The organism is Pseudoduganella dura, assembly GCF_009727155.1.
Taxonomy (GTDB): Bacteria; Pseudomonadota; Gammaproteobacteria; order Burkholderiales; family Burkholderiaceae_D; genus Rugamonas; species Rugamonas dura.
Map to the genome: position 1 here is coordinate 4540242 of NZ_WNWM01000002.1, position 23073 is coordinate 4563314.

Below are 23073 nucleotides of genomic sequence, written 5' to 3' on the forward strand. Positions count from 1 at the left end.
TTTTTCAGGAAATTTCCTGAAAAACAGGGTCCGTCCCTGAGCCTACCCCTCAAATTTTTGTTGTAAACCATATGGGAAGCTGTTAACTTCAATCCCAAAAACGGCACATGCATGGCCGTGTTAGCCCTTTCATTCGTAGTGACCAAACTGCAAATGAAAGGCACGGACCATGCATGCACGCCAAATCATACAACGATTGTTGGGGCAGGAGTGCCCATCAATTCACGCTAAACGCCGAGCTTGCCTAGCTCAAATTGTGCAAGCTGCAGCTCGTGCCGGGCTGGGCGTTGTACGCATCGGTAAGCAGCTCAGGTCACAAACAAGTCTTCGGCATCGCATCAAGTGCTGTGACCGTTTGCTGAGCAATCCCCATCTGGCCAAAGAGCGGGTGCAGATATACCGAGCAATGAGCCAACGCCTTCTTCAATCCAGGCAATACGTGCAGGTAGCAGTAGATTGGTCAGAAATTCGCGCAGATGGCAGTGCTCAATTGCTGCGTGCAGCAGCCATCATCGAAGGACGCGCCTTTACGCTCTACGAGGAGGTCCACCCTCAGGAGAGGCTCGCGGCATCTTTGGTCCATAAGTGCTTCATGAAGACCCTGAAAACCATCCTGCCAGCGCACTGTCGCGCCATCATCATCACCGATGCAGGATTTCGTGCTACGTGGTTTAAAACGCTCAATCAGCTCGGCTTTGGCTGGGTCGGACGGATACGCAACCGTGATTTGGTGTGCCAACAGAACGGCAACGACTGGTTCGGCTGCAAAAGCTTGTACTCAAGAGCTACCGCAAAAGCGCGCGATTTGGGCTATTTTTTTCATGTCCGCTCCAACCCTGTCGACTGCCGATTAGTGCTGTACAAGTCCAAATCGAAAGGACGGCATTGCTTGACGAAATCCGGTCAACCTGCGCGCGCGCGCCACAGCAAGAAAAACAGCGCTGCCCAATGTGAGCCTTGGCTACTCGCCGTTTCGCCAGCACTGGCACAGCTTCGTGCAGACGACATCATCAAAATTTACTCTGGGCGCATGCAAATCGAGCAGACTTTCCGCGACCTGAAGAATGCCAAATGGGGAATGGCACTGCGACATAGCCAGACTACAAGCCTGCTTCGTCTGGCGGCACTTTTACTAATCGGTGCATTGCTCACTTATGCCTTATGGCTGATCGGCTTAGCGGCACGAGCGGCTGGCTATGAAGTCCACTACGGCAGCCATCCCAAGGCAGGCAGCTGCCTTTCAATCTTCTCGTTGGCAATGCACTGGGTCGACGACTATCGTCGACCCAGACTCTCCCCATCGGCCATCAAATATGCATTTATCGAACTCGTTTCGATGGTCCGCACTTGGGAATTCGAGGGGTAGGCTCAGGGTCCGTCCCCATTTTTATGGTTCGGCAACCAGCTCAATAAAAAACACGGCTGATTTTTAGCCGGCGAGGAACCCGCGGGAAGTGGTGGTGGTGGCGGTCAGCCCGGTCGGGCCATAGACGGTGCCGGCGGGGCTGGGCGGCCGCAGCGCCTGCAGTGCGCCCTGGGTGTGCGACAGCTGCTTGTTGATCAGCATGCCGTTCAGGCGGTTCAGTTCTTTTGCTTCGCGGGTCTGCGACAGCACGGTATTCCACAGCGTCCTGTCGTCCGCCGTGCCATGGGCGCACAGCCAGTTTTCCATGCCCGCCTCCTGGGCTTCGAACCCGGCGCCGGCCAATGCCGTGTGCCGTTCGCCGGCCAGCACGCCCATTCGGCCGATCAGCTCGGACTTGCGGGGCGTCAGCGCCGAGAGCCTGTCGATGTCGGCCGCCACCAGGGATTGCTGCTCCTGCTTCAGGATGTCGAGCAGCTCGGTGATCAAACGCTGTTCTTCGCGGAGCAGCAGCATGGGGGCGCCGTCATGCATGGTGTTGTTGCCTTAACGTTGGCGGGAATGCAGCAGATCCTTGACCGTGTCGAGCAGGCCGTCCGCCACTTTCTCCGAGTTTACCTGGTACTGGCCATCGGCGATGGCCAGCTTGATACGTTCCACTTTCTTCGTGTCGAACACGCCGCTGTTGCTGCTCGTGGCCATGGCCTGGCCCTGGGCCGACAGCTTGACGCTTTCCGAATTCGTTTGCGTGGATGCCGTCGACGCCGCTTTTTCGGCGTTGCGGGCATTGCCCGTGGTCGACGGTGTCGTCGACGGCAAGCCAGCATTCTTCACTGAATCGTTGATTTTCACAGCATCTTCCTCGTCTGGTGGGGAGATTTTACTCCGCGCTTTTACCTATGTACGAGTTCTTAACGGCTGTCGCGTTGCAAACTTTAGCGGCACACCGATTATCTTCTTCAAAATGCCACCTCGACCTGGCCGCCCGCGCGGGCGATCCCGCTGACGCTGCGGCCGGCCTGCGTGCGCACCAGCACCACCTGCCCATCCGAGGCATTGCCCAACGCCTTCCCGTCCGAGGCGATCCTGAACCCGGCGCCCAGCGCGACCAGCTTCACCATCTGCCCGTTCAATACCACGGTCTGGCTGCGCAGCGTATCGAGCCGCAGCGGCGTGCCTGCCGAAATGGAAACATTGCTGCTGCGGCCCACCACCTGTGCCTTGTCGGTCGCTATGCTGGCCGGCAGTGTCGTCAGGTCGCCCTGCATCGTCGCCAGCTGCGCATCCGTGATCGGCTGGCCCTGGGACAGCGGCGTGGCGGCGGCAATGTAATTGCCCAGCACTGATACATTGGCCTGAATATACACCGTCCATTGCGCCGGCGCCGCGCAGCGCACGCCGACCGATGTCTTGCCCCAGGCTTTGCTGCCGGGCATCAGGAATGCTTCCGGCGCCGGGCAGGCCGCCAGCTTCATCCGCGGATCGACAGTGCCGACGGTGACCGTCACCTTGCCCGGCAGTCCGGCGCTTTGCACCTGCAGGAAGGTATCCACGGTACTGCGTAGAACGGCCGGATCCATGCCGGCGGCGGCCTGCGCGACCGGCAGGCCCGCCAGCAGGATCAGTGAAGCAAGAGCAAGGGGCAGCGTTCTCATGGCGTGATCGTGGCTGTGTTCATCTATAAGCAAGTGCAGCCATCTTACGCGCGCGTGCCGTGCCGAAAGCGGCGAACAGCGTGGCAAAGCCCATGCTTATCCCACGATCATTTGCTGCACGGCATACGTATGATGAATCCTGTCACCGATGGAAGGATGCCGCCATGTTGGGAAAACTGGACAATCACCTGCGTTTCAACGAACTGGCACTGAGCCTGCGCTCCACGCGCCAGAGCGTGCTGGCCTCGAATATCGCCAATGCCGACACGCCGAACTACAAGGCGCGCGACATCGACTTCAACGCCGCGCTGCAGGGCGCGCTGAAGAATACCGCGCAGACCGGCACGCTGAACACCACGGCGCAGCGTCACTTTCCGACCCCGGCGCCGGACGGCAGCACGCTGGCCGACGGCACGCCGCTGCTGTATCGCGGCGTGGTGCAGGGCGCGGTGGACGGCAACACGGTGGACATGGATGTCGAACGCAACCAGTTCGCCGACAACGCGCTGCGCTACGAAGCGGGCGTCACCTTCATCAACAGCCAGATCAAGGGCCTGATGACGGCCATCCAGGGCCAGTAACGGGGCAGGGCCGCGTATCGGGGCCCGGTCTACAAGAGGAGAATCGCCATGTCGCTGTTCAGTATTTTCAATGTTTCCGGCTCGGCCATGAGCGCCCAGTCGCAGCGCCTGAACGTGGTGGCCAGCAACCTGGCCAATGCCGACAGCGCCACCAGCGCCACCGGCGAAGCCTACCGCGCCAAGCAGGTGGTGTTCGAAGCCACGCCTTCCGCGAACAACGCGTCCACCGGCGTGAAAGTGCAGCAGGTGATCGAGGACCCGTCGCCGATGCGGCAGGTGTATGACCCGAAAAGCCCGCTGGCCGACGAGAACGGCTATGTGGCGATGCCGAACGTGAACGTGGTCGACGAGATGGTCAACATGCTGTCGGCCTCGCGCTCGTACCAGAACAATGTCGAAACGATGAACGCGGCCAAGAGCCTTCTGCTGAAAACCCTGACCATCGGTCAATAACGGCTTGTTAAACCTCACGGGTTATTGAACCCCACGGGTTGTTAAACCTCACAATACGGAACCACCATGGCCGTTACCGCCACCTCCAATAACGCTGTCTCGCAGTCCCTGATGGACTCGATGAACACGAAAGCCGCCACCGGCAGCGAGATCTCCGCCGAGCAGGACAAGTTCATGACGCTCCTGATCACGCAACTGAAGAACCAGGACCCGCTGAACCCGCTCGACAATGCCCAGGTCACCAGCCAGCTGGCGCAGCTGAATACCGTCACCGGCATTAACAAGCTCAACGACACGCTGGAAACGCTGAAGACCGACCTGGCCTCGTCGCAGTCCGCGCAGGCCGTCAACATGATCAACCACGGCGTGCTGGCAGCCGGCACCTCGATGCAGGTTGCCGACGGCAAGGCGATCTTCGGCGTCGAGCTGGGTTCGTTCGCGGACAAGGTGCAGGTCGACATCAAGAATGCCAGCGGCAAGATCGTGCACTCGCTGTCGATGAGCTCCGTCGAGGCCGGCGTGCTGCCGCTCGCGTGGGACGGCAAGCTGGAAGACGGCACCACGGCGGCGAACGGCACCTATTCGGTCGCCGTCACGGCGAGTGCCGGCGGCAAGGACCTGACGAACGCCCAGGCGCTGACGTTCGGCACCGTGGCCAGCGTATCGACCGGTCCGACCGGCGCGAAACTCAACGTACCCGGCCTCGGTCAATTGACCATGGACGACATCAAGCAGGTGTTGTAGCCGGTCGAAAGCGGCCATGGCGTTGTCGTGGCCGTCGACCTGGTGACGCAAGTTGCCAAAACCGGTGTCCGACACCTTTTTCCGGAAAGACGCCTGGAAAAAAGTGTCCGGCACCAGCATCGAAACAGCAGCCGAATTGCCTTCAACCAGATTTTTTAAAGCCCGACCAGTAGCGGCAGCGGCGACCAACGCCTTCAATTTTTTCAGCAGGGGAAATCCATGTTCCAGCAAGGTCTCAGCGGCCTGAACGCCGCCTCCACGCAGCTCGATGTCATCGGCAACAACGTCGCCAACGCCAGCACGGTGGGCTTCAAGAGCAGCGAAGCGCAGTTCGCGGATCTGTACGCGAATTCGCTGAACGGCATCAGCGGCAACAATCCCGGCATCGGCGTGACGGTGGCCCGCCTCGCCCAGCAATTCTCGCAAGGTAATATCGAGACCACCAACAATCCGCTGGACATTTCGATCAACGGCAGCGGTTTCTTCCGCACCGTGCAGGATGGCGCCATCCAGTACACCCGCAACGGCCAGTTCCTGCTCGATAACACCGGCACGGTCGTCAATGCCCAGGGCGCCGCGCTGACGGGTTACCTGGCCACCATCGACGGCACGATCCTGCAGGGCGCCCCGGTGCCGCTGCAGATCGACGCCGCCGACCTCGCGCCGGTGCAGACCACGCAGGCGAACTTCCAGATCAACCTGTCGTCGAACACGGCCAATCCCACGGTGCAGCCGTTCAACGCCAGCGATCCGAAGACCTACAGCAAGCAGACCGTGATTCCGGTCTACGATTCGCTGGGCAATGAACACACGATGGGCGTGTATTACGCGCGCACCGGCGGCAGCACGTGGGATGTGTACGTGGCCAACGATGGCGTGCAGGTCGATTCCCAGCGGGTCATGCAGGGTGTCGTGGCCAACCAGGGCGTGATCGACGCGCGCGCCGCCTACAATGCGGCGGCCACGAGCGGCGATGCCGCCGCGCTGGTGGCGGCACGCCAGGCCTATGCGGCGACCGTGGGCGCCCTGGTCACCGATGCGGCCACCGCCGCCGGCGCCACCCCGGCAGCGCTGGCGCAGATCGCCGCGCTGTACGATCCCGCCACCAGCGTCGGCAACGTGGCGAGCAACACGCCCGATTCGATCGATGCCGCGTTCGGCGCCGCCGTCAACGTGCCAGCCACCAAGGCGGGCACGCTGATCTTCACGAAGAACGGCCTGGTCGACGCCGCCGCCATGCAGGCCGCCGGCACCACGCTGCCGTTCAACGTCGTCTTGCCGGTGTTCCCGGACAATGGCGCCGTGCTGGAGATCCCGGTGGCGCTCACGTTCGACGGCACCACGCAGTACGGCACCGCCACCAGCGAAAAGAATTCCACGCAGGACGGCTATTCGTCCGGCAGCCTGCAGCGCTTCGCGGCCGACGAGAACGGCATCATCCAGGGCCAGTACAGCAACGGCAAGTCGCGCGCGCTGGGCCAGATCGTGCTGGCCGACTTCGCCAGCGTGGACAACCTGACGCCGCTGGGCGGCAACGCCTGGGCCGAGAGCGGCAGTTCCGGCGTGCCGCAGATCGGCGTGCCGAACGCCGGCGGCATGGGGCAGCTGCGCGCATCGTCGGTGGAATCGTCGAACGTGGATTTGACCGAACAGCTGGTGGACATGATCACCGCCCAGCGCGTCTACCAGGCCAACGCGCAAACGATCAAGACCGAGGATTCGGTGCTGCAGACCCTGATCAATCTCAGGTAATGCATCGCGATCATAACGACAGGAGCACGCCATGGACCGTCTGATCTATACCGCAATGACCGGCGCCAGGCACATCCTGGACCAGCAGGCCACCACGTCGAACAACCTGGCCAACGCCACCACGGTGGGCTTTCGCGCCCAGATCGACGCCTTCCGCGCCGTGCCCGTGGTGTCGGAAGGCTTGCCGACCCGTACCTTCGTCGTCGACAACACGGTCGGCGCGGATTTCCGTGCCGGTCCGATGGAAACCACCGGCCGGCCGCTGGACGTGGCGATCCGCGGCGAAGGCTGGTTCGCAGTGCAGTCGCCGGACGGTTCCGAGGCCTATACGCGCAACGGCAGTTTCAAGGTCAGCGAAAACGGCCTGCTGCAGACCGCCGGCGGCCTCACGCTGCAGGGCGAGAACGGCCCGATCGCCATTCCGCCCAATACCGAGGTGGCGATCGCCAGCGACGGCACGGTCAGCGGCATCGATGCCAGCCAGGTGCAGGCCGGGCCCACCAACGTGATCGGACGGCTGAAGCTGGTCAATCCGCCGGTGGCCGGGCTGGTGCGCGGCGACGACGGCCTGTTCCGCCAGCAGTCCGGCGAACCCGCCGCGGCCGCCCCCGCGGTGCGCGTGGCCGATGGCTGCCTGGAAGGCAGCAACGTCAACCCGGTCGATGCGATGGTCAGCATGATCACGCTGGCAAGGTCGTTCGAAACACAGATGAGCCTGTTGAAGAACGCCGAGAACAACGCCGCGAAAGCCGCCCAGATCCTTGCTTTGAACTGATCCCCGCCGTCGCATAATGCTTTCGTGGATGAAAGCCCTAGCGGGCAGGGAGAAAGCAGATGATACGTTCGCTCTGGATTGCCAAGACCGGCATGGAAGCGCAACAGACGCAGATGGACACCGTGGCGAACAACCTCGCCAACGTGAGCACCAACGGGTTCAAGAAATCGCGCGCGGTCTTTGAAGACCTGCTGTACCAGAACGTGCGCCAGCCCGGCGCCAGTTCGTCGCAGCAGACGCAGCTCCCTTCCGGCATGCAGCAGGGTACCGGCGTGCGCCCGGTTGCGATCGAGCGCATCCACACGCAGGGCAACCCGCAGGCCACCGGCAACGACAAGGACCTGATGATCAACGGCAACGGCTTCTTCACCGTGCTGCTGCCCGACGGTACCACCGGCTACACCCGCGACGGTTCGTTCCAGCGCGACAGCAACGGCCAGATGGTCACCTCCAGCGGCTACGCGCTGCAGCCGCCGATCACGATCCCGATCGACGCCGATGAAATCAACGTCGCCAAGGACGGCACCGTGACCGTGCAGCTGCCCGGCCAGGCCGCCGCGCAGCAGATCGGCAACCTGCAGCTGGCGTCGTTCATCAATCCCACGGGGCTGGAATCGATCGGCGAGAACCTGTACCTGGAAACCGGCTCGTCCGGCGCGCCGCAGGCCAACGCGCCGGGCAGCAACGGCATCGGGCAGATCCTGCAGGGCTATGTGGAAGTCTCGAACGTCAACGTGGTCGAGGAAATGGTCAACATGATCCAGACGCAGCGCGCCTACGAGATCAACAGCAAGGCCATCACCACGTCGGACCAGATGCTGCAGCGCCTGTCGCAGCTGTAAGGATCGCCATGAAGTCCACCGCATTCATCGCCACCCTGGCAACGCTGCTGGCCGGCTGCGCCAGCGAGCCGACGTCGATCGTGGCCGGCCCCACCAGCGCTCGGCCGATCCCGGTCCCGGCGCTGCAGGTGCCGGCCAACGGCGCGATCTACCAGGCGCAATCGTTCCGGCCCGTGTTCGAGGACCGCCGCGGCCGCATGGTGGGCGACATCATCAACGTCGTCATCACCGAACGCACCACGGCCAACAAGAACGGCACCAGCTCGGCCACCCGCACGGGCGGCGTGGGCATCGGCATCCCCGGCCCGCTGCAGGGCCGCTTCGGCGCGCGCGTGGCGACCGAAACGGACAATAACTATGCCGATTCGGCCGCGCAGACCGCCAGCAACGCGTTTACCGGCACGCTGGGCGTGACGGTGGTCGAAGTGCTGCCGAACGGGAACCTGGTGGTGGCCGGCGAGAAGCAGATCGCGATGGACAAGGGCACCGAGTTCATCCGCATCTCCGGCACGGTGAACCCGGATACGATCGGCGCCGGCAACGCGGTGCCGTCCACGGCGATCGCCGATGCGCGCGTCGAATACCGCACCAATACCCACCTGGATCGCGCCGAACTGACGTCGATGGCGTCGCGGTTCTTCCTGAGTCTCTTACCGTTCTGATCATGAAAATCCTGCTCACAGCGCTCGCCCTTGGCCTGTCCCTGCTGGCGCCGGCGGCGCAGGCGGAACGCCTGAAAGACCTGGTCGGCATCGCCGGCGTGCGGGAAAACCAGCTGCTGGGCTATGGCCTGGTGGTGGGCCTGGACGGCAGCGGCGACCAGACCACGCAAACCCCGTTCACGGTGCAGAGCGTGGCCTCGATGCTGCAGCAGATGGGCGTGACGCTGCCGTCCGGTTCGCAGCTGCAACTGCGCAACGTGGCGGCCGTGATGGTCACCACGTCGCTGCCGGCGTTCGCGCAGCCGGGGCAGCAGCTCGACGTCACCGTTTCCTCGCTGGGCAACGCGCGCAGCCTGCGCGGCGGCACGCTGCTGATGACGCCGCTGAAGGGCGCGGACGGCCAGGTGTACGGCATGGCGCAGGGCAACCTGGTGGTGGGCGGCGTGGGCGCGCAGGCGCCGGGAGGCGGCGCTTCCACGGTGGTCAATCACCTGTCGGTGGGGCGCATCAGCAACGGCGCCACCGTCGAGCGCGCGGTGCCCACGGCGCTGGGCGAGGGCGGCCAGATCCGCCTGGAACTGAAGAACGCCGATTTCGCCACCACCAGCCGGGTGGTTACCGCCATCAACAACCGCTTTGGCGCCGGCGTCGCCTATGCGCTCGACGGCCGCGTGATCCGCGTGACGTCGCCCGCCGCATCGGACCAGCGCGTGGCCTTCATCGGCCAGCTGGAAGAGCTGAACGTGCAGCCGGCCGCGCTGGCCGCCAAGGTGATCATGAATGCCCGCACCGGCTCGGTGGTGATGAACCAGGCGGTCACGTTGCAGGCCTGCGCCGTTTCGCACGGCAACCTGCAGGTTTCGGTCTCGGCCGATACCCAGGTGAGCCAGCCGGGGCCGCTCTCCGGCGGGCAGACGGCCGTCACGCAGCCGGGCAGTGTCGATATCCAGCAGGCGCCGGGCAAGGTGCTGCAACTGCAGGCCGGCGCCCAGCTGGCCGACGTGGTGAAGGCGCTGAACGCGATCGGCGCATCGCCGCAGGACCTGCTGGCGATCCTGCAGGCGATGAAGGCATCGGGCGCACTGCGCGCCGAACTCGAGATCATCTAGCAGAGGCCCATCATGATCCGCCAGACCAGCACGCCGACCGATCTTTCCGCCAATCTCGCCCTCGACAGCAAGGGCCTGTCCGAACTGCGCCAGGGCGCGAAAGCAGGGTCGCCCGAGGCACTGAAAGGCGCCGCCACGCAGTTCGAGGCGATGTTCGTCAACATGATGTTGAAGAGCATGCGCGACGCCACGCCGCAGGAAGGCCTGCTGGACAATTCGCAGACGAAGATGTTCACCACGATGCTGGACCAGCAGACCAGCCAGAACATTGCCAAGAAGGGCGTGGGACTGGCGGACGTGCTGGTGCGGCAATTGTCGAAGACGGCGGGATTGAGCGGCATGGCGGGGGAACCGGGCGTACAGGGCGGCGTGCAGGGGGCGGTACCCGAGGGCGGCTTCACGAAGTCGATGCTCGATGCGGCGAAACTGCAGCGCTCGATCGATGCGGCCGGCGGCGGCATGGCCAAAGTGGCCAATGCGGCGGATGCTGCCGGCACGGCGACGGCGAGCACGGTCGCGGCCAGCACATCGCGTCATGCCCACGTGCGCACGTTCGCCGACAAGCTGTCCGGCCACGCCGAGGAAGCCAGCCGCGCCACCGGCATTCCGGCCAAGTTCATGCTGGGCCAGGCCGCGCTGGAGAGCGGCTGGGGCAAGCGGGAAATCAAGGCTGCGGACGGTACCACCAGCCACAACCTCTTCGGCATCAAGGCCGGCGCCGACTGGAAGGGCAAGACGGTGGACGTGGCCACCACCGAGTATGTCAACGGCCGGGCCCAGCGCAAGATCGAACGCTTCCGCGCCTATGACAGCTATGCGGACAGCTTCAAGGATTATGCCAGGCTGATCACCAATAATCCCCGTTACGAAAAGGTGCTGGCCAGCGCCGGCGACGCGGCCGCGTTTGCCCGCAACCTGCAAAAAGCCGGTTATGCGACCGATCCGAACTACGCGACCAAGCTGGCGGCCGTTATCAACAAGACACTGGTATAAGCGGAGTGATGGGCACCGTAGCCGGCCGGAAACTCAAGTTCGGCCGCGTTCTGCCGTAAACTGGCTACATCAGGAAAGAATTCAGCATGAGCAATCTACTCAGCATCGGCAGGACGGGTTTGCTGGCGGCGCAGACGGGCATCGCCACCACCGGCCACAACATCACGAACTCGAGCGTGCCTGGCTACACCCGGCAGGGGATCGTGCAGTCGACGCTGCCGCCGGTGAGCCAGGGCGTGGGCTACGTGGGCACCGGCACCCAGGTGGCCCAGATCAAGCGCTACTACGACGATTTCCTGAACAAGCAGGTGATGACCGCCCAGGCCACGCAGGGCGCGACCGATACCTATCTCACGGAGATCAGCCAGATCGACAACATGCTGTCCGATGCGACGATCGGCCTGTCGCCGGCGATGCAGGATTTCTTCAAGGGCGTGCAGACGGCCAATTCCACGCCGTCGCTGCAGTCGTCGCGCGCGTCGATGCTGTCGTCCGCCGAGACGCTGGCGGCGCGCTTCCACGAGGTTTCCGGCCGGCTGCAGGAACTGCAGGATGGCGTCAACACGTCGATCACCAGCACGGTCAACGGCATCAACTCGTATGCCGCGCAGATCGCCAACCTGAACAACCAGATCGCCACGCTGACCACCGATCCGCTGAACCCGCCGAACGACCTGCTGGACCAGCGCGACCAGCTCGTGCGCGAGCTGAACCAGCAGGTGAAGATCACCGTGCTGCCGAGCGATAACAACATGCTCAACATCTCGTTCGGTTCCGGCCAGCCGCTGGTGACGGGCACCAGCCACCTCGAGATGGCGGCCGTGCAGTCGCCGACCGACCCTGGCCGCCTCGTGGTCGCGTATCCGGCCACCGGGCGCAGCACGATCATCGCCGACGACACGTTCGCCGGCGGCGCGCTGGGCGGCCTGATGGATTTCCGCAGCGAATCGCTGGACCGGGTGCAGAACGAGATCGGCCAGGTGGCCGCCGGGCTGACGCAGGCGTTCAACGCGCAACACCGGCTGGGGCAGGACCTGGACGGCAATCCGGGCGGCGACTTCTTCACGCCGTTGAAGGCGTATGTCGGCTACGACGCACGCAATTCGGCGTTGAGCACGGCCACGCTGGATGCTTCGATCACCGATGCGACCGCGCTTACCGGCCTCGATTACGAAGTCAATTATGGCGGCACGCCGGCCGCGTATTCGGTGACCCGTTCCGATGGCGTGGTCACGCCGATCGCCGATCCGACGGTCCCGCAGGAGATCGATGGCGTCACGTACGCGTTCGCCGGCGATCCGGTCTCCGGCGACCGCATCCAGGTGCGCCCCACGTATACCGCCGCGGCCAGTTTCGACGTGGCCGTTACCGACTATCGCAGGATCGCGCTGGCGGCGCCGATCGCCACGTCGACGCCATCGTCCAATTCCGGCACGGCCACGATCAGCCCCGGCACCGTCGATGAAAGTTACCTGCCCAACCCGTTGACGGCACCGGTGACGCTCACGTTCGACGGCACCCAGCTCACGGGCCCGGATGGACTGGAGATACCCTACAGTGCGGCGGACGGCGGCACCGTCAGCTTCGGCGGCATCACCTTCACGGTGTCCGGCGGCGCCAAGGCGGGCGACCAGTTCACGGTCGGGCCCAATACCAACGGCGTCGGCGACGCCCGCAACGGCGTGCTGCTGGCCGGCCTGCAGACAAAAAACATCCTGAACGGCGGCACCTCCACGTTCCAGGGCTCGTACGCATCGACCGTGAACTTCGTCGGCAACAAGACGCGCGAGATGCAGGTGGGCAGCGCGGCCAGCGAGACCACCGTCAACCAGGCGATCGCGGCGCAGCAGAGCGTGTCCGGCGTGAACCTGGACGAAGAGGCGGCGGACCTGCTGCGCTACCAGCAGGCCTACCAGGCCGCCGGCAAGGTGATGCAGGTGGCGGGAACGTTGTTCGACACGCTGCTGTCGATCGCACAGTAATCCATCGAGGTTGAACATGGCAATCCGTATCAGTACCCAGACAATGTACGACCGCAACGTGCAGCAGCTGTCGAATCTGCAGGGCAACATGCTGCGCACGCAGATGCAGCTGTCGACCATGCAGCGCGTGCTGACACCGGCGGACGACCCGGTGGCTTCCGCGCGCGCGCTGGAAGTGACGCAAGCCTACGAGATGAACGAACAGTTCACGGTAAACCGCCAAACGGCCGAGGCTTCGCTGCTGCAGGTCGACACGACGCTGGGCACCATCAACGATGTGATGGAAAGCGCGCTGGCGTCGGTGGTCGAGGCCGGCAATCCCGGGCAAAACCAGAGCAACCGGGATGCCATCGCCCTGGCACTGGAAGGCCACCTCAACGACCTGCTCAGCCAGGCCAACACGGCCGACGGCTCGGGCGGTTTCCTGTTTTCCGGCTACAAGACCAACACGCAGCCGTTCTCGCTGACGGCCGATGGCGCCACGTACAACGGCGACCAGGGCCGGCGCGAGCTGCAGGTGGGCTCGGGCCGGCAGATGCCGATCAGCGCGTCGGGCAGCGAAATTTTCGAGGAAAACCCGACCGGCAACGGCACGTTCCTGACGGGGGCGGAGCGCACCAACACGGGCACCGGCATCATTTCTCCCGGTACCGTCGTCGGCGCCGCGGTGCCGGGCAATTACGCGATCAATTTCACCAAGGACGCCACCTCGGGGCTGGTGCAGTATTCGGTGACCAATACCGACGACGGCAGCGAAATCATGCCGGCCACCGACTTCAAGGCCGGCGAGACGATCACCTTCGGCGGCATGTCGCTGAACATCACCGGCGCGCCGGCCGACGGCGACACGTTTACGATCGAACCGAGCCGTAACCAGTCGGTATTCACCACGCTGCGCGACGTGATCACCGCGCTGCGCACGCCGGCATCGAGCTCGGGTCCGACGGCGGCGGCGGCGTTGACCAACGCGCTCAGCCAGGCCAACCAGAACCTGCAGAACGCGCAGACCAACATGGGGGCGGTGCAGGCCTCGGTGGGCGCGCGCAGGCTGGAGCTGGACACGCTGGAAGAATCGGCCTCGGCATTGAAGATCCAGTATTCGGCACAGATCACCAACCTGGTCGGCCTGACCGATGCCGGCACGGTCGAAGCCCTTTCCCGCTTCCAGCAGCAGACCACCAGCCTCTCCGCCGCCCAGCAAACCTTCCGCTCCGCCACCCAGCTCTCGCTGTTCAACTACATCTGACGGTGGCCTTGAAGTCAGTTGCGGACGTAGCGTGGTTCCGACACCGGTTGTCAGCGCCGAAAGTCGGCAAGATGCCGGTGAAAACCGGTGTCCGACACCAGCGACACTGACGCCATCGGGATCTGCTGAACGGCACCAGTATCCGTACCCGGTTTACCTGGCGGCGGGAGGTTGCGGCCGGGGCGGGATATTGCCTTCGCCCTGCAGCACGCGCGGCACCAGCTTCGCCTTTTCGGCGCCCTGGCCCAGCAGGTTGAGGAACGGCGTGGTGAGGTAGGGCAGGGCGATCATCAGCACCAGGAACCCGGCGCCCAGCGTGATCGGAAAACCGATGCCGAACAGGTTCAGCTGCGGGGCCGCGCGTGTCAGCACGCCGAGGGCGACATTGGTGATCAGCAGCGCGGCGACGATCGGCAGCGACAGCTGCACGCCGGCCGAAAAGATCTTGGCGCCCCACAGCGCCAGGTCCCAGAAGCCGGCACCGTGGAACATGCGGCCCGAGATCGGCAGCGTGAAGAAGCTTTCCGCCAGCGCTTCGAGCAGCAGCAGGTGCACGTTCGCGACCAGCAGCATCAGCGTGGCGACCCAGGTGAGGAATTGCGAGATCGCCGACGAGCGGCCCTGCGACATCGGATCGAAGAAGCTGGCGAAGCCCAGGCCCATCGTGAGGCTGCTGATCTCGCCCGCCATCTCGACGGCGGCGAACACGATCCGCATCGCGAACCCCATCGCGGCACCGGTAATGAATTCCTTCGCCAGGATCAGCAAGCCTTCCCACGAAGCCGGGTCGGCGGCGGGGATCGCCGGCACCAGCGGCGCGATGGCGATCGCCACGACCACGCCGAAGCCGAGCCGCGCACTGCGGGGAATGCGCGCGTTGCCGAAGAACGGCGATGCGGCGACCAGCCCGAGGATGCGCGTCAGCGGCCAGATGAAGCCGGCGATCAGGGTGTTGATGTCGGCAAGCGAGAGAGCCAGCATGGCGGGGGCGGGACCGTCGTCAGCCGATCATGCCGGGAATGCCGCCGAAGATCTCGCGCATGTAATCCGTCATCACCGAGATCATCCACGGCCCGGCCACCACGAGCGCCACGAACACGCCCACCAGTTTCGGGATGAACGACAGCGTCGACTCATTGATCTGCGTGGCCGCCTGGAAGATCGACACGACGAGGCCGATGCCGAGGGCGACGAGCAGCAGCGGCGCGGCCACCATCAGCGTCACTTCCATCGCATGGCGGCCCATCGTCATCACGGTTTCGGGAGTCATGAACGGTGTTCCTAGTAAAAACTCTGCGAGAGCGAGCCCAGCAGCAGTTGCCAGCCGTCGACCAGCACGAACAGCATCATCTTGAACGGCAGCGAGATCACCGCCGGCGACATCATCATCATCCCCATCGACATCAGCACCGAGGCCACCACCATGTCGATGATCAGGAACGGAATGAAGATCGCAAAGCCGATCTGGAACGCCGTCTTCAGCTCGCTGGTGATGAAGGCCGGCACGAGGATGCGCATCGGTACATCCTCCGGGCCCTGCAGCGCCGGGCTGCGCGAGATCTTCACGAACAGCGCCAGGTCGGCCTGCCGCGTTTGCTTGAGCATGAACGTCTTCAGCGGCGCCCCGCCGCGCTCGATCGCCTGCTGCATCGTGATCTGGTTGGCCTGCAGCGGCTGGTACGCTTCGGTATAGATGCGGTCGAACGTGGGGCCCATCACGAAGAACGTGAGGAACAGCGCCAGGCCGACCATCACCTGGTTCGGCGGCGCCGTCTGCGTGCCCATCGCCTGCCGCAGCAGCGACAGCACGATGACGATTCGGGTAAAGCCGGTCATCATCAGCAGCACGGCAGGCAGGAACGTCAGCGCCGTCATCAGGATCAGCGTCTGCAGCGTGAGCCCGTACTGGACGCCGCCGCCCGGGGCGGGGGTGCTGGTGAAGGCGGGAATGGTGGGCTCGGCGGCCGCTGCCAGCGGCAGGCAGAGTACCAGCGGCAAGCCGGCCAGTGCCAGCGCGCGCGCGGCGTGCTTCAGGTTACTTGCCATTGCGCTTTTCGATGGTTTGCTTGAACCATTCCGAGAAATTGGTGGCCGGCATGCCATCCGGCCGCACCAGCCCTTCGGGGGCCGTTTCCTGCCGCGGCATCGTGGCCAGCGCGTTCATGCGCCCCGGCGAGGCGCCGACGACGATCCACTGCTCGCCCACCTCGACCACGAGGATCCGTTCGCGCGTGCCGACCGACAGCGCGCCGACCAGTTTCACGGTATTGCCGCCGGTGACGTTGCGCGGGCCGAAGCGCTTCAGCGCCCAGGCCAGGCCCACCAGGATCGCCAGCACGAAGCCCAGCGCGAGAACGGTCTGCACCAGGTTGGCCGCCGCCGACGGCGCCGCGGGCAGGGCGGGCGGCGGCACCGCGGTACGCGCGCCGGCCAGCGCGGCCTGCTGCTCCGGCGAGGCCGCCGGCGGCGGCACGGGGCCCGGGGCCGGCGCTTCTTCCGGCGACACGACGGTGGCCGGCTCGCCGGCCTTCACGGGCGCGACGGTACGGTCGGCGGGATTGGTGACGACGGTGGCAGGTGCGGTGGCAGGCGCGGTGGCAGTGGCAGGCGCGTTCTGGCCGAAGGCCGGCGGCGCAAAGCCGCCGGCCAGCACGAAGCCTGCCAACAGCGCGGCCGACAGTGCAGGAACAAGGACACGCTTCATTTATTCAGTTTTCGGATGCGTTCGGAAGGCGTGATGATATCGGTAAGGCGGATGCCGAACTTGTCGTTCACCACCACGACCTCGCCCTGCGCGATCAGGCAGCCGTTGACCAGCACGTCCATCGGTTCGCCCGCCAGGCCGTCCAGTTCGACCACCGAGCCCTGCGCCAGTTGCAGCAGGTTCTTGATGGCGATCTTGGTGCGGCCCAGTTCCACCGTCAGCTGGACCGGGATATCGAGGATGAAGTCGATGTCGTTGTGGGTTTCCGTACGCGTCGGCGTCTTCGAGAAATCCTTGAACACGGCAGCGGTGGCGGCTTCCTTCTGCAGCGCTTCGGCTTCCGCCTTGGCCTGCTCCGCAATCGCCGCGCCCCAATCGTCGTCGAGGCTTTGATCGTCCTGGTTATCCGCCATGATGTGCTCCTGTGATGCTGGTGTCGCCAGCCAAATGCCAAATTGCACGCGGACGCCGACGGCGTCCGCGTGCCTGTTATTTACTCAAATTGTCGCTGTTGGCGAGCAGCCGCTCCACCCGCAGCGCGTATTGTCCATTCAGCACGCCATACGTGCAATCGATCACGGGCACGCCGTCCACCGTGGCTTCGATCGTTTCCGGAATGCTCAAAGGGATCACGTCGCCCACGCGCATGTTCAGGATTTCGTCGAAGCTGACCTTGGCTGTGCCGAGTCGCGCCACCAGTTCCACCTCGGCGATCTGGATCTGCTGCGTCATCAGGCGGATCCAGCGCTTGTCCACTTCCAGCGCCTCGCCCTGCAGCGACGACGTCAGCGCATCGCGGATCGGCTCGATCATCGAATACGGCATGCAGAAGTGGATCTGGCCGGATACCGAGCCCAGCTCCACCGTGAAGGTCGATGCCACCACCACCTCGTTCGGCGTGGCGATGTTGGCGAACTGCGTATTCATCTCCGAGCGGATGTATTCGAACTCGACCGGGAACACCGGTTCCCACGACTTCGTGTAGGCATCGAACACGATATCGAGGATGCGCAGGATGATGCGCTGCTCGGTGGCCGTGAAGTCGCGGCCTTCCACGCGGGTGTGGAAGCGGCCGTCGCCGCCGAACAGGTTATCCACCAGCAGGAATACCAGGCCCGGATCGAACACCATCAGCGCCGTGCCGCGCAGCGGCTTCATGTGCACCAGGTTCAGGTTCGTCGGCACCACCAGGTTGCGGATGAATTCGCTGTATTTCGATACCCGCACCGAGCCTACCGATACTTCCGCGCTGCGGCGCAGGAAGTTGAACAGCCCCACGCGCAGCAGGCGGGCAAACCGTTCGTTGATGATCTCCAACGTCGGCATCCGGCCGCGCACGATGCGCTCCTGGGTCGCCAGGTTGTAGGTGCGGACTCCCGCGACTTCTTCCGGCGCCTGGACGTCGTCCTGGTCGCCGTTGACGCCCTTCAGCAGGGCATCGACTTCTTCCTGGGAGAGAAAATTATCCGCCATGGCTCATCGATGCTTGTTGAATGCTCACTGGATAATAAACGAGGTAAACAGTACTTCCGTCACTTCCTGTTCGTCGCCGTGGTCCTGGAATGGCTCGTTGACCTGCTCCAGGATTTCCTTGGACAGCTTGGTCTTGCCTTCGGGATTGTTGATTTCCGAGGCTTTCTTGGAGGATAGCAGCAACAGGATGCGGCTGCGCACCTTCGGCATGTTGTTCTTGATGACCTCCGACTGCTCGGCATCGGGCACCTGCAGCGTAAACGCCAGCTGCAGGTACTGTTCGCCTTCTTCCGGATTCAGGTTGACGGTGAACGGCTCCACCGCCACGTAGACGGGCGGGCCTTCATCGTGTTTCTTCTTCTTTTTCTTTTTCGGCTGCACGGTTTCTTCCTCGTGCTCGGCATCGGCCGCGTTGCCCTTCATCAGGAAGAACGCCGCCGCGCCGCCGCCGCCCAGCACGAGCACCAGTACGGCCACCAGGATGATGACCAGTTTCTTGTTGCCGCCACCGGCGGGTGCCGCGTCTGCCTTCGGGTCAGCTTTCATGTCTTGTTTCGCTTTCAACTCTGCATTTCCATCACGCGCGCGCAGTCATCCGATCACGCGTGCTGTTGCCATTCGATATGTGCCGCCATTATGGCATTATCGGCAGAGGCGGCGCGTCGGGATACGCGGAACAGCGGGCCGAAGACCCGCCAGCTCTGCCGTATGGAAATCGGTGCGGACCGGGCCGCACCATGGAATCAGGCAAACGTGTCGACGGCGCCCAGTACGGCGCGGCGGATGACGGGCTGGCTTTCTTCCTGCTGCCCGCCGTCGCCGCCATGGCCGTGGCGCCCGTTGCCGCTCCCGCCGCCGCCGCGGGCCTGCTCGGCAAACGCCTGCTGCTGTTCCTGCGAGCCGGCCGACACGCTGGCGTCGCCCAGCATGATGCCGGCTTCGCTCATCATCTCGCGCAGCTTCGGCAACGCGTTCTCGATCGCCTGGCGGGTTTCCGCCTGGTGCGCGGTGAAGGTGGCGGTGGCCGAGTCGTTCGACACGTTCAGCACCACCTGCAGCGGCCCCAGGTCCGGCGGATTCAGGGTCAGCGAAGCGCTCTGGTCGCCGCCGGCCACCATCCACACCACTTTCTGGCCCAGTTGCTGTTCCCATGCGCTGGACCCGACACGCGCCTGCAGCCCGCTGGCAGCCGCCGCGTTGGCGGCCTGCACGGTGGCGGCCAGGGCCTGCGCGGCGGGCAGCGCCACCGGCTGGGCCGCCGGCGCAGTGTCGGCCAGGTTCGCTGCCACGTTTGCAGCCAGTTTCGCGGCGAATGCGGCGGCTTTCTCGTCACCGGCCAGTCCCATGCCGGCATCGGGTTGCAGGCGCTGGGCGGAGACCTGTTCCGACAGCGCATCCTGCAATGCGGCAGTGCCGTCCGCCTGCGGCTTGCCGGCCCGTGCATCGGCGGCGAGATCGGACAGGGCGGCACCCTTGCCGGCGGCATCGGCCTGCAGGGCCGCCAGCGCCGCGGCGTCGGTGCCGGCGCCTGTCGCGCTATCGGGCAGCTCGGTTTTGGGTTCCGGCCTGGCCAGCTGGCCGTAGGCGGCCAGCATCGCGAGCATGCCGGCGGCCGGGTCGGCCGCCGGCATGGTGTCTTCGGCGGTTTCCGCCGCCTCGTCGGATGCCTGCGCCTGGGTCCGCGCCGGGTCCGTTACCGGCCGGGCGCCGGCCGCCGCCTCGTTGCCGGACGGCGCCTCGGCCTGGCCAGCCTGGCTGGCTTCGCCGGCCTGGCCGGCGTTCTGCGCCTGCTGTGCTGGCTTTGCCCCCTGGGCATTCTTCGGCGGTTTGGCCTGGGCCGCCGCCGGTGCCGGCTGTTCCGGCGCCGCGCAGACCGGCGCGCGGTCCATCTCGAGCGCCAGCGCGTTCTTGAAGTCGGTATTGGGCAGCGGCGCGCTCTTCGGCGCCTGCGGCTTGTTCGGTTGCTGGCTTTGGATCGACTGGGTCTGCATGAGGCCGCCTGAATTGAACGCTGGATCGGGTGCTGGGGAATACGGTGGAAGCAAAGCCGGAGAGGGCGCCGGAGAGAAGCTATCGCCGGAAGAAGGCCTGGCGCGACGCGTGCTCGTCCATCGCTTTCTGGTCGCGCTTGGCTTCCACCTTTTGCTGCTTGACCGCCTCGCGGTCGCGCAGCGTGGAATACGACACGCGCTTGCGCTCGGCCGCCTGCCACGTGGCCTTTTCAAGGTCGCCGCGCTTTTTGCTGTGGCGCACCACTTCTTCCTGGCCATGGATGGCGCTGTCGAGCTTGTCCATGAAGGCCTGGAAGTTACGGTAAGCCATCGGCGTGATGCCGGCCTGCTGGGTTTCCTGGAACTTGCGGCTGTATTCGTCGCGATAGCCGATCAGCATGTTCAGCTTCTCTTCCGCATCGCTGACGGCCTTCAATGCCGCACCCAGGCGCTTGGCCGCATCGTCCGTCTCGGACTGCGCCATGTCGATCAGGGTGGTAAGTTGGGATGTGGAGGCCATGATGGGCAATTATAGGCAGCGCGGGTTTTTCCAATCAGTCGAACAGGGTGGTCAATTGGCCCAAGCTCTCGGCCATGTCCACCCGTTCGGTGATCTTTTGTTGCAGGAAATGCTCGATGCGGTCATGCAGCTTGATCGCCTGGTCCAGCTTCGGGTCGGTGCCCGGGGTGTAGGCACCCACGGCGATCAGGTCGCGGCTGCGTTCGTACATGGAAAACAGCTGCTTCAGGCGGCGCGCCTGGTTCTGGTGTTCGTGCGATGTGATCGAGTGCATCGCCCGGCTGATCGACTGTTCGATGTCGATGGCGGGGTAATGGCCCGCTTCGGCGAGGCGGCGGTTGAGCACGATGTGGCCATCCAGGATCGCGCGCGCCGAGTCGGCGATCGGGTCCTGCTGGTCGTCGCCCTCGGTCAGCACGGTGTAGAACGCGGTGATCGATCCGCCGCCCACCTCGCCGTTGCCGGCGCGCTCGACCAGCACCGGCAGCTTGGCGAACACCGATGGCGGATAACCCTTGGTTGCCGGCGGCTCGCCGATCGCCAGCGCGATCTCGCGCTGGGCCATCGCGTAGCGTGTCAGCGAATCCATGATCAGCAGCACGTTCTGGCCCTTGTCGCGGAAGTGCTCGGCAATCGCGGTGGAATAGGCGGCGCCCTGCATGCGCATCAGCGGCGGCGTGTCGGCCGGCGCGGCCACCACGACCGAGCGCGCCAGGCCTTCCTCGCCGAGGATGTGTTCGATGAATTCCTTCACTTCGCGGCCCCGCTCGCCGATCAGCCCGACGACGATGACGTCCGCCTCGGTGTAGCGCGCCATCATGCCGAGCAGAACGGATTTGCCGACGCCGGAACCGGCGAACAGGCCCATGCGCTGGCCCCGGCCCACGGTCAGCATCGCGTTGATGCAGCGCACGCCCACGTTCAGCGTCTCGACGATCGGCGCACGGCCGAGCGGGTTGGCGGGGCGCACGTTGATCGGCGCCGACTCGGTGCAATTGATCGGGCCCAGGCCGTCGAGCGGCCGGCCGGCCGCGTCGACCACGCGGCCGAGCAGTTCCGGCCCCGCCGGCAGCTGGCGCGCCCGGTCGCTGGTGCGGCGGCGCCGGTGCGTGACGGCGCCCGGCTTGGGAATCGACGGCTCGATCGGGAACACGCGCGTGCCCGGCACGATGCCTTCGACATCGCTTTGCGGCATCAGGAACAGCCGCTCGCCCTCGAAGCCGACCACCTCGGCCTCGACCTTGCCGCCGGCCGGCAGCGGCACCGTGCAGGCGGCGCCCACGGCCAGGCGCAGGCCCACCGCTTCCATCACCAGACCGGCCACGCGCGTGACCCGGCCGGACACCACCATCGGCTCGACGAAATCGAGCAGCGTGCCGCAGTCGTTCAGGTAGGAACGCCAGCGGGCGGCGTGTTCTTCCGGGCCTTTTACCGGGGCATCCATGGTCATTTTCCTTCGTCGAGCCAGTCGAGGTTCTTGCCGACGGCATTGGCCAGGCGGATCCAGCGCGCTTCCACCTGGGCGTCGATCTGGTTGCTCGGCGTATCGATCTTGCAGCCGCCGCGCGCGATCGAGTCGTCTTCGTTGACGATCCAGCCGCCTTTATCGAGTTCCTGGCCCAGGGCATTGCGGATGATCACGGCGTCCTCCGGATTGAGCATCAGGATGGCCGGCTTCTGCATCGTGGGCAGGTACGTCATGGCTTCCTGCACGATCGGGATGATCAGTTCCGGCCTCGCCGGCAGCGCCTGCTTGAGCATGTTGCGCGCCAGGTGCAGCGCAAGATCCACCACGTCGTTGGAAATGAGCAGGTCGGCACCGCGCAGCGCCTCGGAAAAGTTGTTGGCGAGATCGGCCAGCGGCGCCAGCGCCGCCTTCATCGCTTCCTCGCCTTCGCGGATCGCCTCGTCCTCGCCGGCACGGTGGCCCTCCGCGTAACCATCCTGGTAGCCCTGCTGGCGTGCTTCTTCCCGGATCGCCGCGATTTCTTCCTCGCTCAGGCCGGAGGGCGGGGGAGGCGGGGCGTTCAGTTCGCGTTCATACTCGGCCTGGCGCGCACGTGCCTCCGCGGCCTGCTGCGCCGCCGCCTGTTCGGCGCGGGCGCGCGCTTCCGCTTCTTCCTTCTCACGCGCGGCGAGCGTGCTGGGCCGCAGATCGCCGAACGATTTCAGCTCCCATCGTTGAAATGCCGGTTGCGCATCTTTCGGGAAATTTGCCAAGCGTTACC

26 protein-coding genes are annotated in these 23073 nt (G+C 64.9%); 12 read left to right on the forward strand and 14 right to left on the reverse strand.

The features are described 5' to 3' along the window. Positions 1-169: 169 nt before the first annotated feature. The gene (locus GJV26_RS19835) at positions 170-1366 is read left to right on the forward strand and encodes an IS4 family transposase (RefSeq protein ID WP_155710308.1); all 1197 of its coding nucleotides are present in this window, start codon (positions 170-172) and stop codon (positions 1364-1366) included. Positions 1367-1429: 63 nt separating this feature from the next. Here GJV26_RS19835 and GJV26_RS19840 read toward each other — a convergent pair whose 3' ends face one another. The 3 genes from GJV26_RS19840 to flgA form a co-directional block, all read right to left on the reverse strand. Further along, positions 1430-1879: a flagella synthesis protein FlgN gene (locus GJV26_RS19840; RefSeq protein ID WP_155710477.1), complete on the reverse strand. Its 450-nt coding sequence runs from the start codon at positions 1877-1879 to the stop codon at positions 1430-1432. A 30-nt stretch (positions 1880-1909) separates the two neighbouring features. Beyond that, positions 1910-2215 carry a flagellar biosynthesis anti-sigma factor FlgM gene (gene flgM / locus GJV26_RS19845; protein WP_189442349.1) on the reverse strand — a complete coding sequence of 102 codons (306 nt, stop codon included), beginning with the start codon at positions 2213-2215 and terminating at the stop codon, positions 1910-1912. A 107-nt stretch (positions 2216-2322) separates the two neighbouring features. Beyond that, complete coding sequence (flgA, locus tag GJV26_RS19850) at positions 2323-3018, reverse strand: flagellar basal body P-ring formation chaperone FlgA (RefSeq protein ID WP_155710478.1); 696 nt, start codon at positions 3016-3018, stop codon at positions 2323-2325. Between the two features lie 164 nt (positions 3019-3182). Between flgA and flgB the strand changes: the two genes are divergently transcribed. The 11 genes from flgB to flgL all read left to right on the forward strand — a co-directional run bounded on the left by flgB (position 3183) and on the right by flgL (position 14157). Next, complete coding sequence (flgB, locus tag GJV26_RS19855) at positions 3183-3599, forward strand: flagellar basal body rod protein FlgB (protein WP_155710479.1); 417 nt, start codon at positions 3183-3185, stop codon at positions 3597-3599. Positions 3600-3647: 48 nt separating this feature from the next. Next, on the forward strand, positions 3648-4052 hold the full coding sequence (gene flgC / locus GJV26_RS19860) for a flagellar basal body rod protein FlgC (protein ID WP_155710480.1): 405 nt from the start codon (positions 3648-3650) through the stop codon (positions 4050-4052). 66 nt (positions 4053-4118) lie between these two features. Beyond that, the gene (locus GJV26_RS19865; RefSeq protein WP_155710481.1) at positions 4119-4796 is read left to right on the forward strand and encodes a flagellar hook assembly protein FlgD; all 678 of its coding nucleotides are present in this window, start codon (positions 4119-4121) and stop codon (positions 4794-4796) included. A gap of 219 nt (positions 4797-5015) precedes the next feature. After that, the gene (locus GJV26_RS19870) at positions 5016-6548 is read left to right on the forward strand and encodes a flagellar hook protein FlgE (RefSeq protein WP_155710482.1); all 1533 of its coding nucleotides are present in this window, start codon (positions 5016-5018) and stop codon (positions 6546-6548) included. Between the two features lie 31 nt (positions 6549-6579). Further along, the gene (flgF, locus tag GJV26_RS19875) at positions 6580-7323 is read left to right on the forward strand and encodes a flagellar basal-body rod protein FlgF (RefSeq protein WP_155710483.1); all 744 of its coding nucleotides are present in this window, start codon (positions 6580-6582) and stop codon (positions 7321-7323) included. A gap of 59 nt (positions 7324-7382) precedes the next feature. Next, positions 7383-8165: a flagellar basal-body rod protein FlgG gene (flgG, locus tag GJV26_RS19880; RefSeq protein ID WP_155710484.1), complete on the forward strand. Its 783-nt coding sequence runs from the start codon at positions 7383-7385 to the stop codon at positions 8163-8165. A gap of 8 nt (positions 8166-8173) precedes the next feature. Next, on the forward strand, positions 8174-8827 hold the full coding sequence (locus tag GJV26_RS19885; protein ID WP_155710485.1) for a flagellar basal body L-ring protein FlgH: 654 nt from the start codon (positions 8174-8176) through the stop codon (positions 8825-8827). Between the two features lie 2 nt (positions 8828-8829). Next, positions 8830-9936: a flagellar basal body P-ring protein FlgI gene (locus tag GJV26_RS19890; RefSeq protein ID WP_155710486.1), complete on the forward strand. Its 1107-nt coding sequence runs from the start codon at positions 8830-8832 to the stop codon at positions 9934-9936. Positions 9937-9948: 12 nt separating this feature from the next. Further along, positions 9949-10929, forward strand: coding sequence for a flagellar assembly peptidoglycan hydrolase FlgJ (flgJ, locus tag GJV26_RS19895; protein ID WP_155710487.1), 981 nt, complete (start codon positions 9949-9951; stop codon positions 10927-10929). Between the two features lie 86 nt (positions 10930-11015). Beyond that, positions 11016-12911 (forward strand): flagellar hook-associated protein FlgK, encoded by a 1896-nt coding sequence (gene flgK, locus GJV26_RS19900; RefSeq protein ID WP_155710488.1) that lies wholly within the window; start codon positions 11016-11018, stop codon positions 12909-12911. Positions 12912-12927: 16 nt separating this feature from the next. Then, on the forward strand, positions 12928-14157 hold the full coding sequence (flgL, locus tag GJV26_RS19905; protein ID WP_155710489.1) for a flagellar hook-associated protein FlgL: 1230 nt from the start codon (positions 12928-12930) through the stop codon (positions 14155-14157). 153 nt (positions 14158-14310) lie between these two features. Here the strand turns inward: flgL and fliR are convergent, their stop codons facing one another. The 11 genes from fliR to GJV26_RS19960 form a co-directional block, all read right to left on the reverse strand. Continuing rightward, a complete protein-coding gene (gene fliR, locus GJV26_RS19910; RefSeq protein ID WP_155710490.1) occupies positions 14311-15138 on the reverse strand; it encodes a flagellar biosynthetic protein FliR in 828 nt (275 codons plus the stop codon). 19 nt (positions 15139-15157) lie between these two features. Then, on the reverse strand, positions 15158-15427 hold the full coding sequence (fliQ, locus tag GJV26_RS19915) for a flagellar biosynthesis protein FliQ (protein ID WP_155710491.1): 270 nt from the start codon (positions 15425-15427) through the stop codon (positions 15158-15160). A gap of 11 nt (positions 15428-15438) precedes the next feature. Further along, positions 15439-16203, reverse strand: coding sequence for a flagellar type III secretion system pore protein FliP (fliP, locus tag GJV26_RS19920; RefSeq protein ID WP_155710492.1), 765 nt, complete (start codon positions 16201-16203; stop codon positions 15439-15441). After that, positions 16193-16861 carry a flagellar biosynthetic protein FliO gene (fliO, locus tag GJV26_RS19925; protein ID WP_155710493.1) on the reverse strand — a complete coding sequence of 223 codons (669 nt, stop codon included), beginning with the start codon at positions 16859-16861 and terminating at the stop codon, positions 16193-16195. Before fliO ends, fliP begins: the two co-directional genes overlap by 11 nt. Continuing rightward, positions 16858-17274: a flagellar motor switch protein FliN gene (gene fliN, locus GJV26_RS19930; RefSeq protein ID WP_155710494.1), complete on the reverse strand. Its 417-nt coding sequence runs from the start codon at positions 17272-17274 to the stop codon at positions 16858-16860. Before fliN ends, fliO begins: the two co-directional genes overlap by 4 nt. 76 nt (positions 17275-17350) lie before the next feature. Further along, positions 17351-18334 (reverse strand): flagellar motor switch protein FliM, encoded by a 984-nt coding sequence (fliM, locus tag GJV26_RS19935; protein ID WP_155710495.1) that lies wholly within the window; start codon positions 18332-18334, stop codon positions 17351-17353. A gap of 24 nt (positions 18335-18358) precedes the next feature. Next, positions 18359-18880, reverse strand: a complete 522-nt coding sequence (gene fliL, locus GJV26_RS19940; RefSeq protein WP_155710496.1) for a flagellar basal body-associated protein FliL — start codon at positions 18878-18880, stop codon at positions 18359-18361. A 197-nt stretch (positions 18881-19077) separates the two neighbouring features. Then, complete coding sequence (locus GJV26_RS19945; RefSeq protein WP_155710497.1) at positions 19078-20325, reverse strand: flagellar hook-length control protein FliK; 1248 nt, start codon at positions 20323-20325, stop codon at positions 19078-19080. Between the two features lie 79 nt (positions 20326-20404). Then, complete coding sequence (gene fliJ / locus GJV26_RS19950) at positions 20405-20845, reverse strand: flagellar export protein FliJ (protein ID WP_155710498.1); 441 nt, start codon at positions 20843-20845, stop codon at positions 20405-20407. 34 nt (positions 20846-20879) lie between these two features. After that, positions 20880-22289: a flagellar protein export ATPase FliI gene (gene fliI / locus GJV26_RS19955; protein WP_155710499.1), complete on the reverse strand. Its 1410-nt coding sequence runs from the start codon at positions 22287-22289 to the stop codon at positions 20880-20882. Positions 22290-22291: 2 nt separating this feature from the next. Next, a complete protein-coding gene (locus GJV26_RS19960; protein ID WP_229419364.1) occupies positions 22292-23065 on the reverse strand; it encodes a flagellar assembly protein FliH in 774 nt (257 codons plus the stop codon). Positions 23066-23073: the final 8 nt, after the last annotated feature.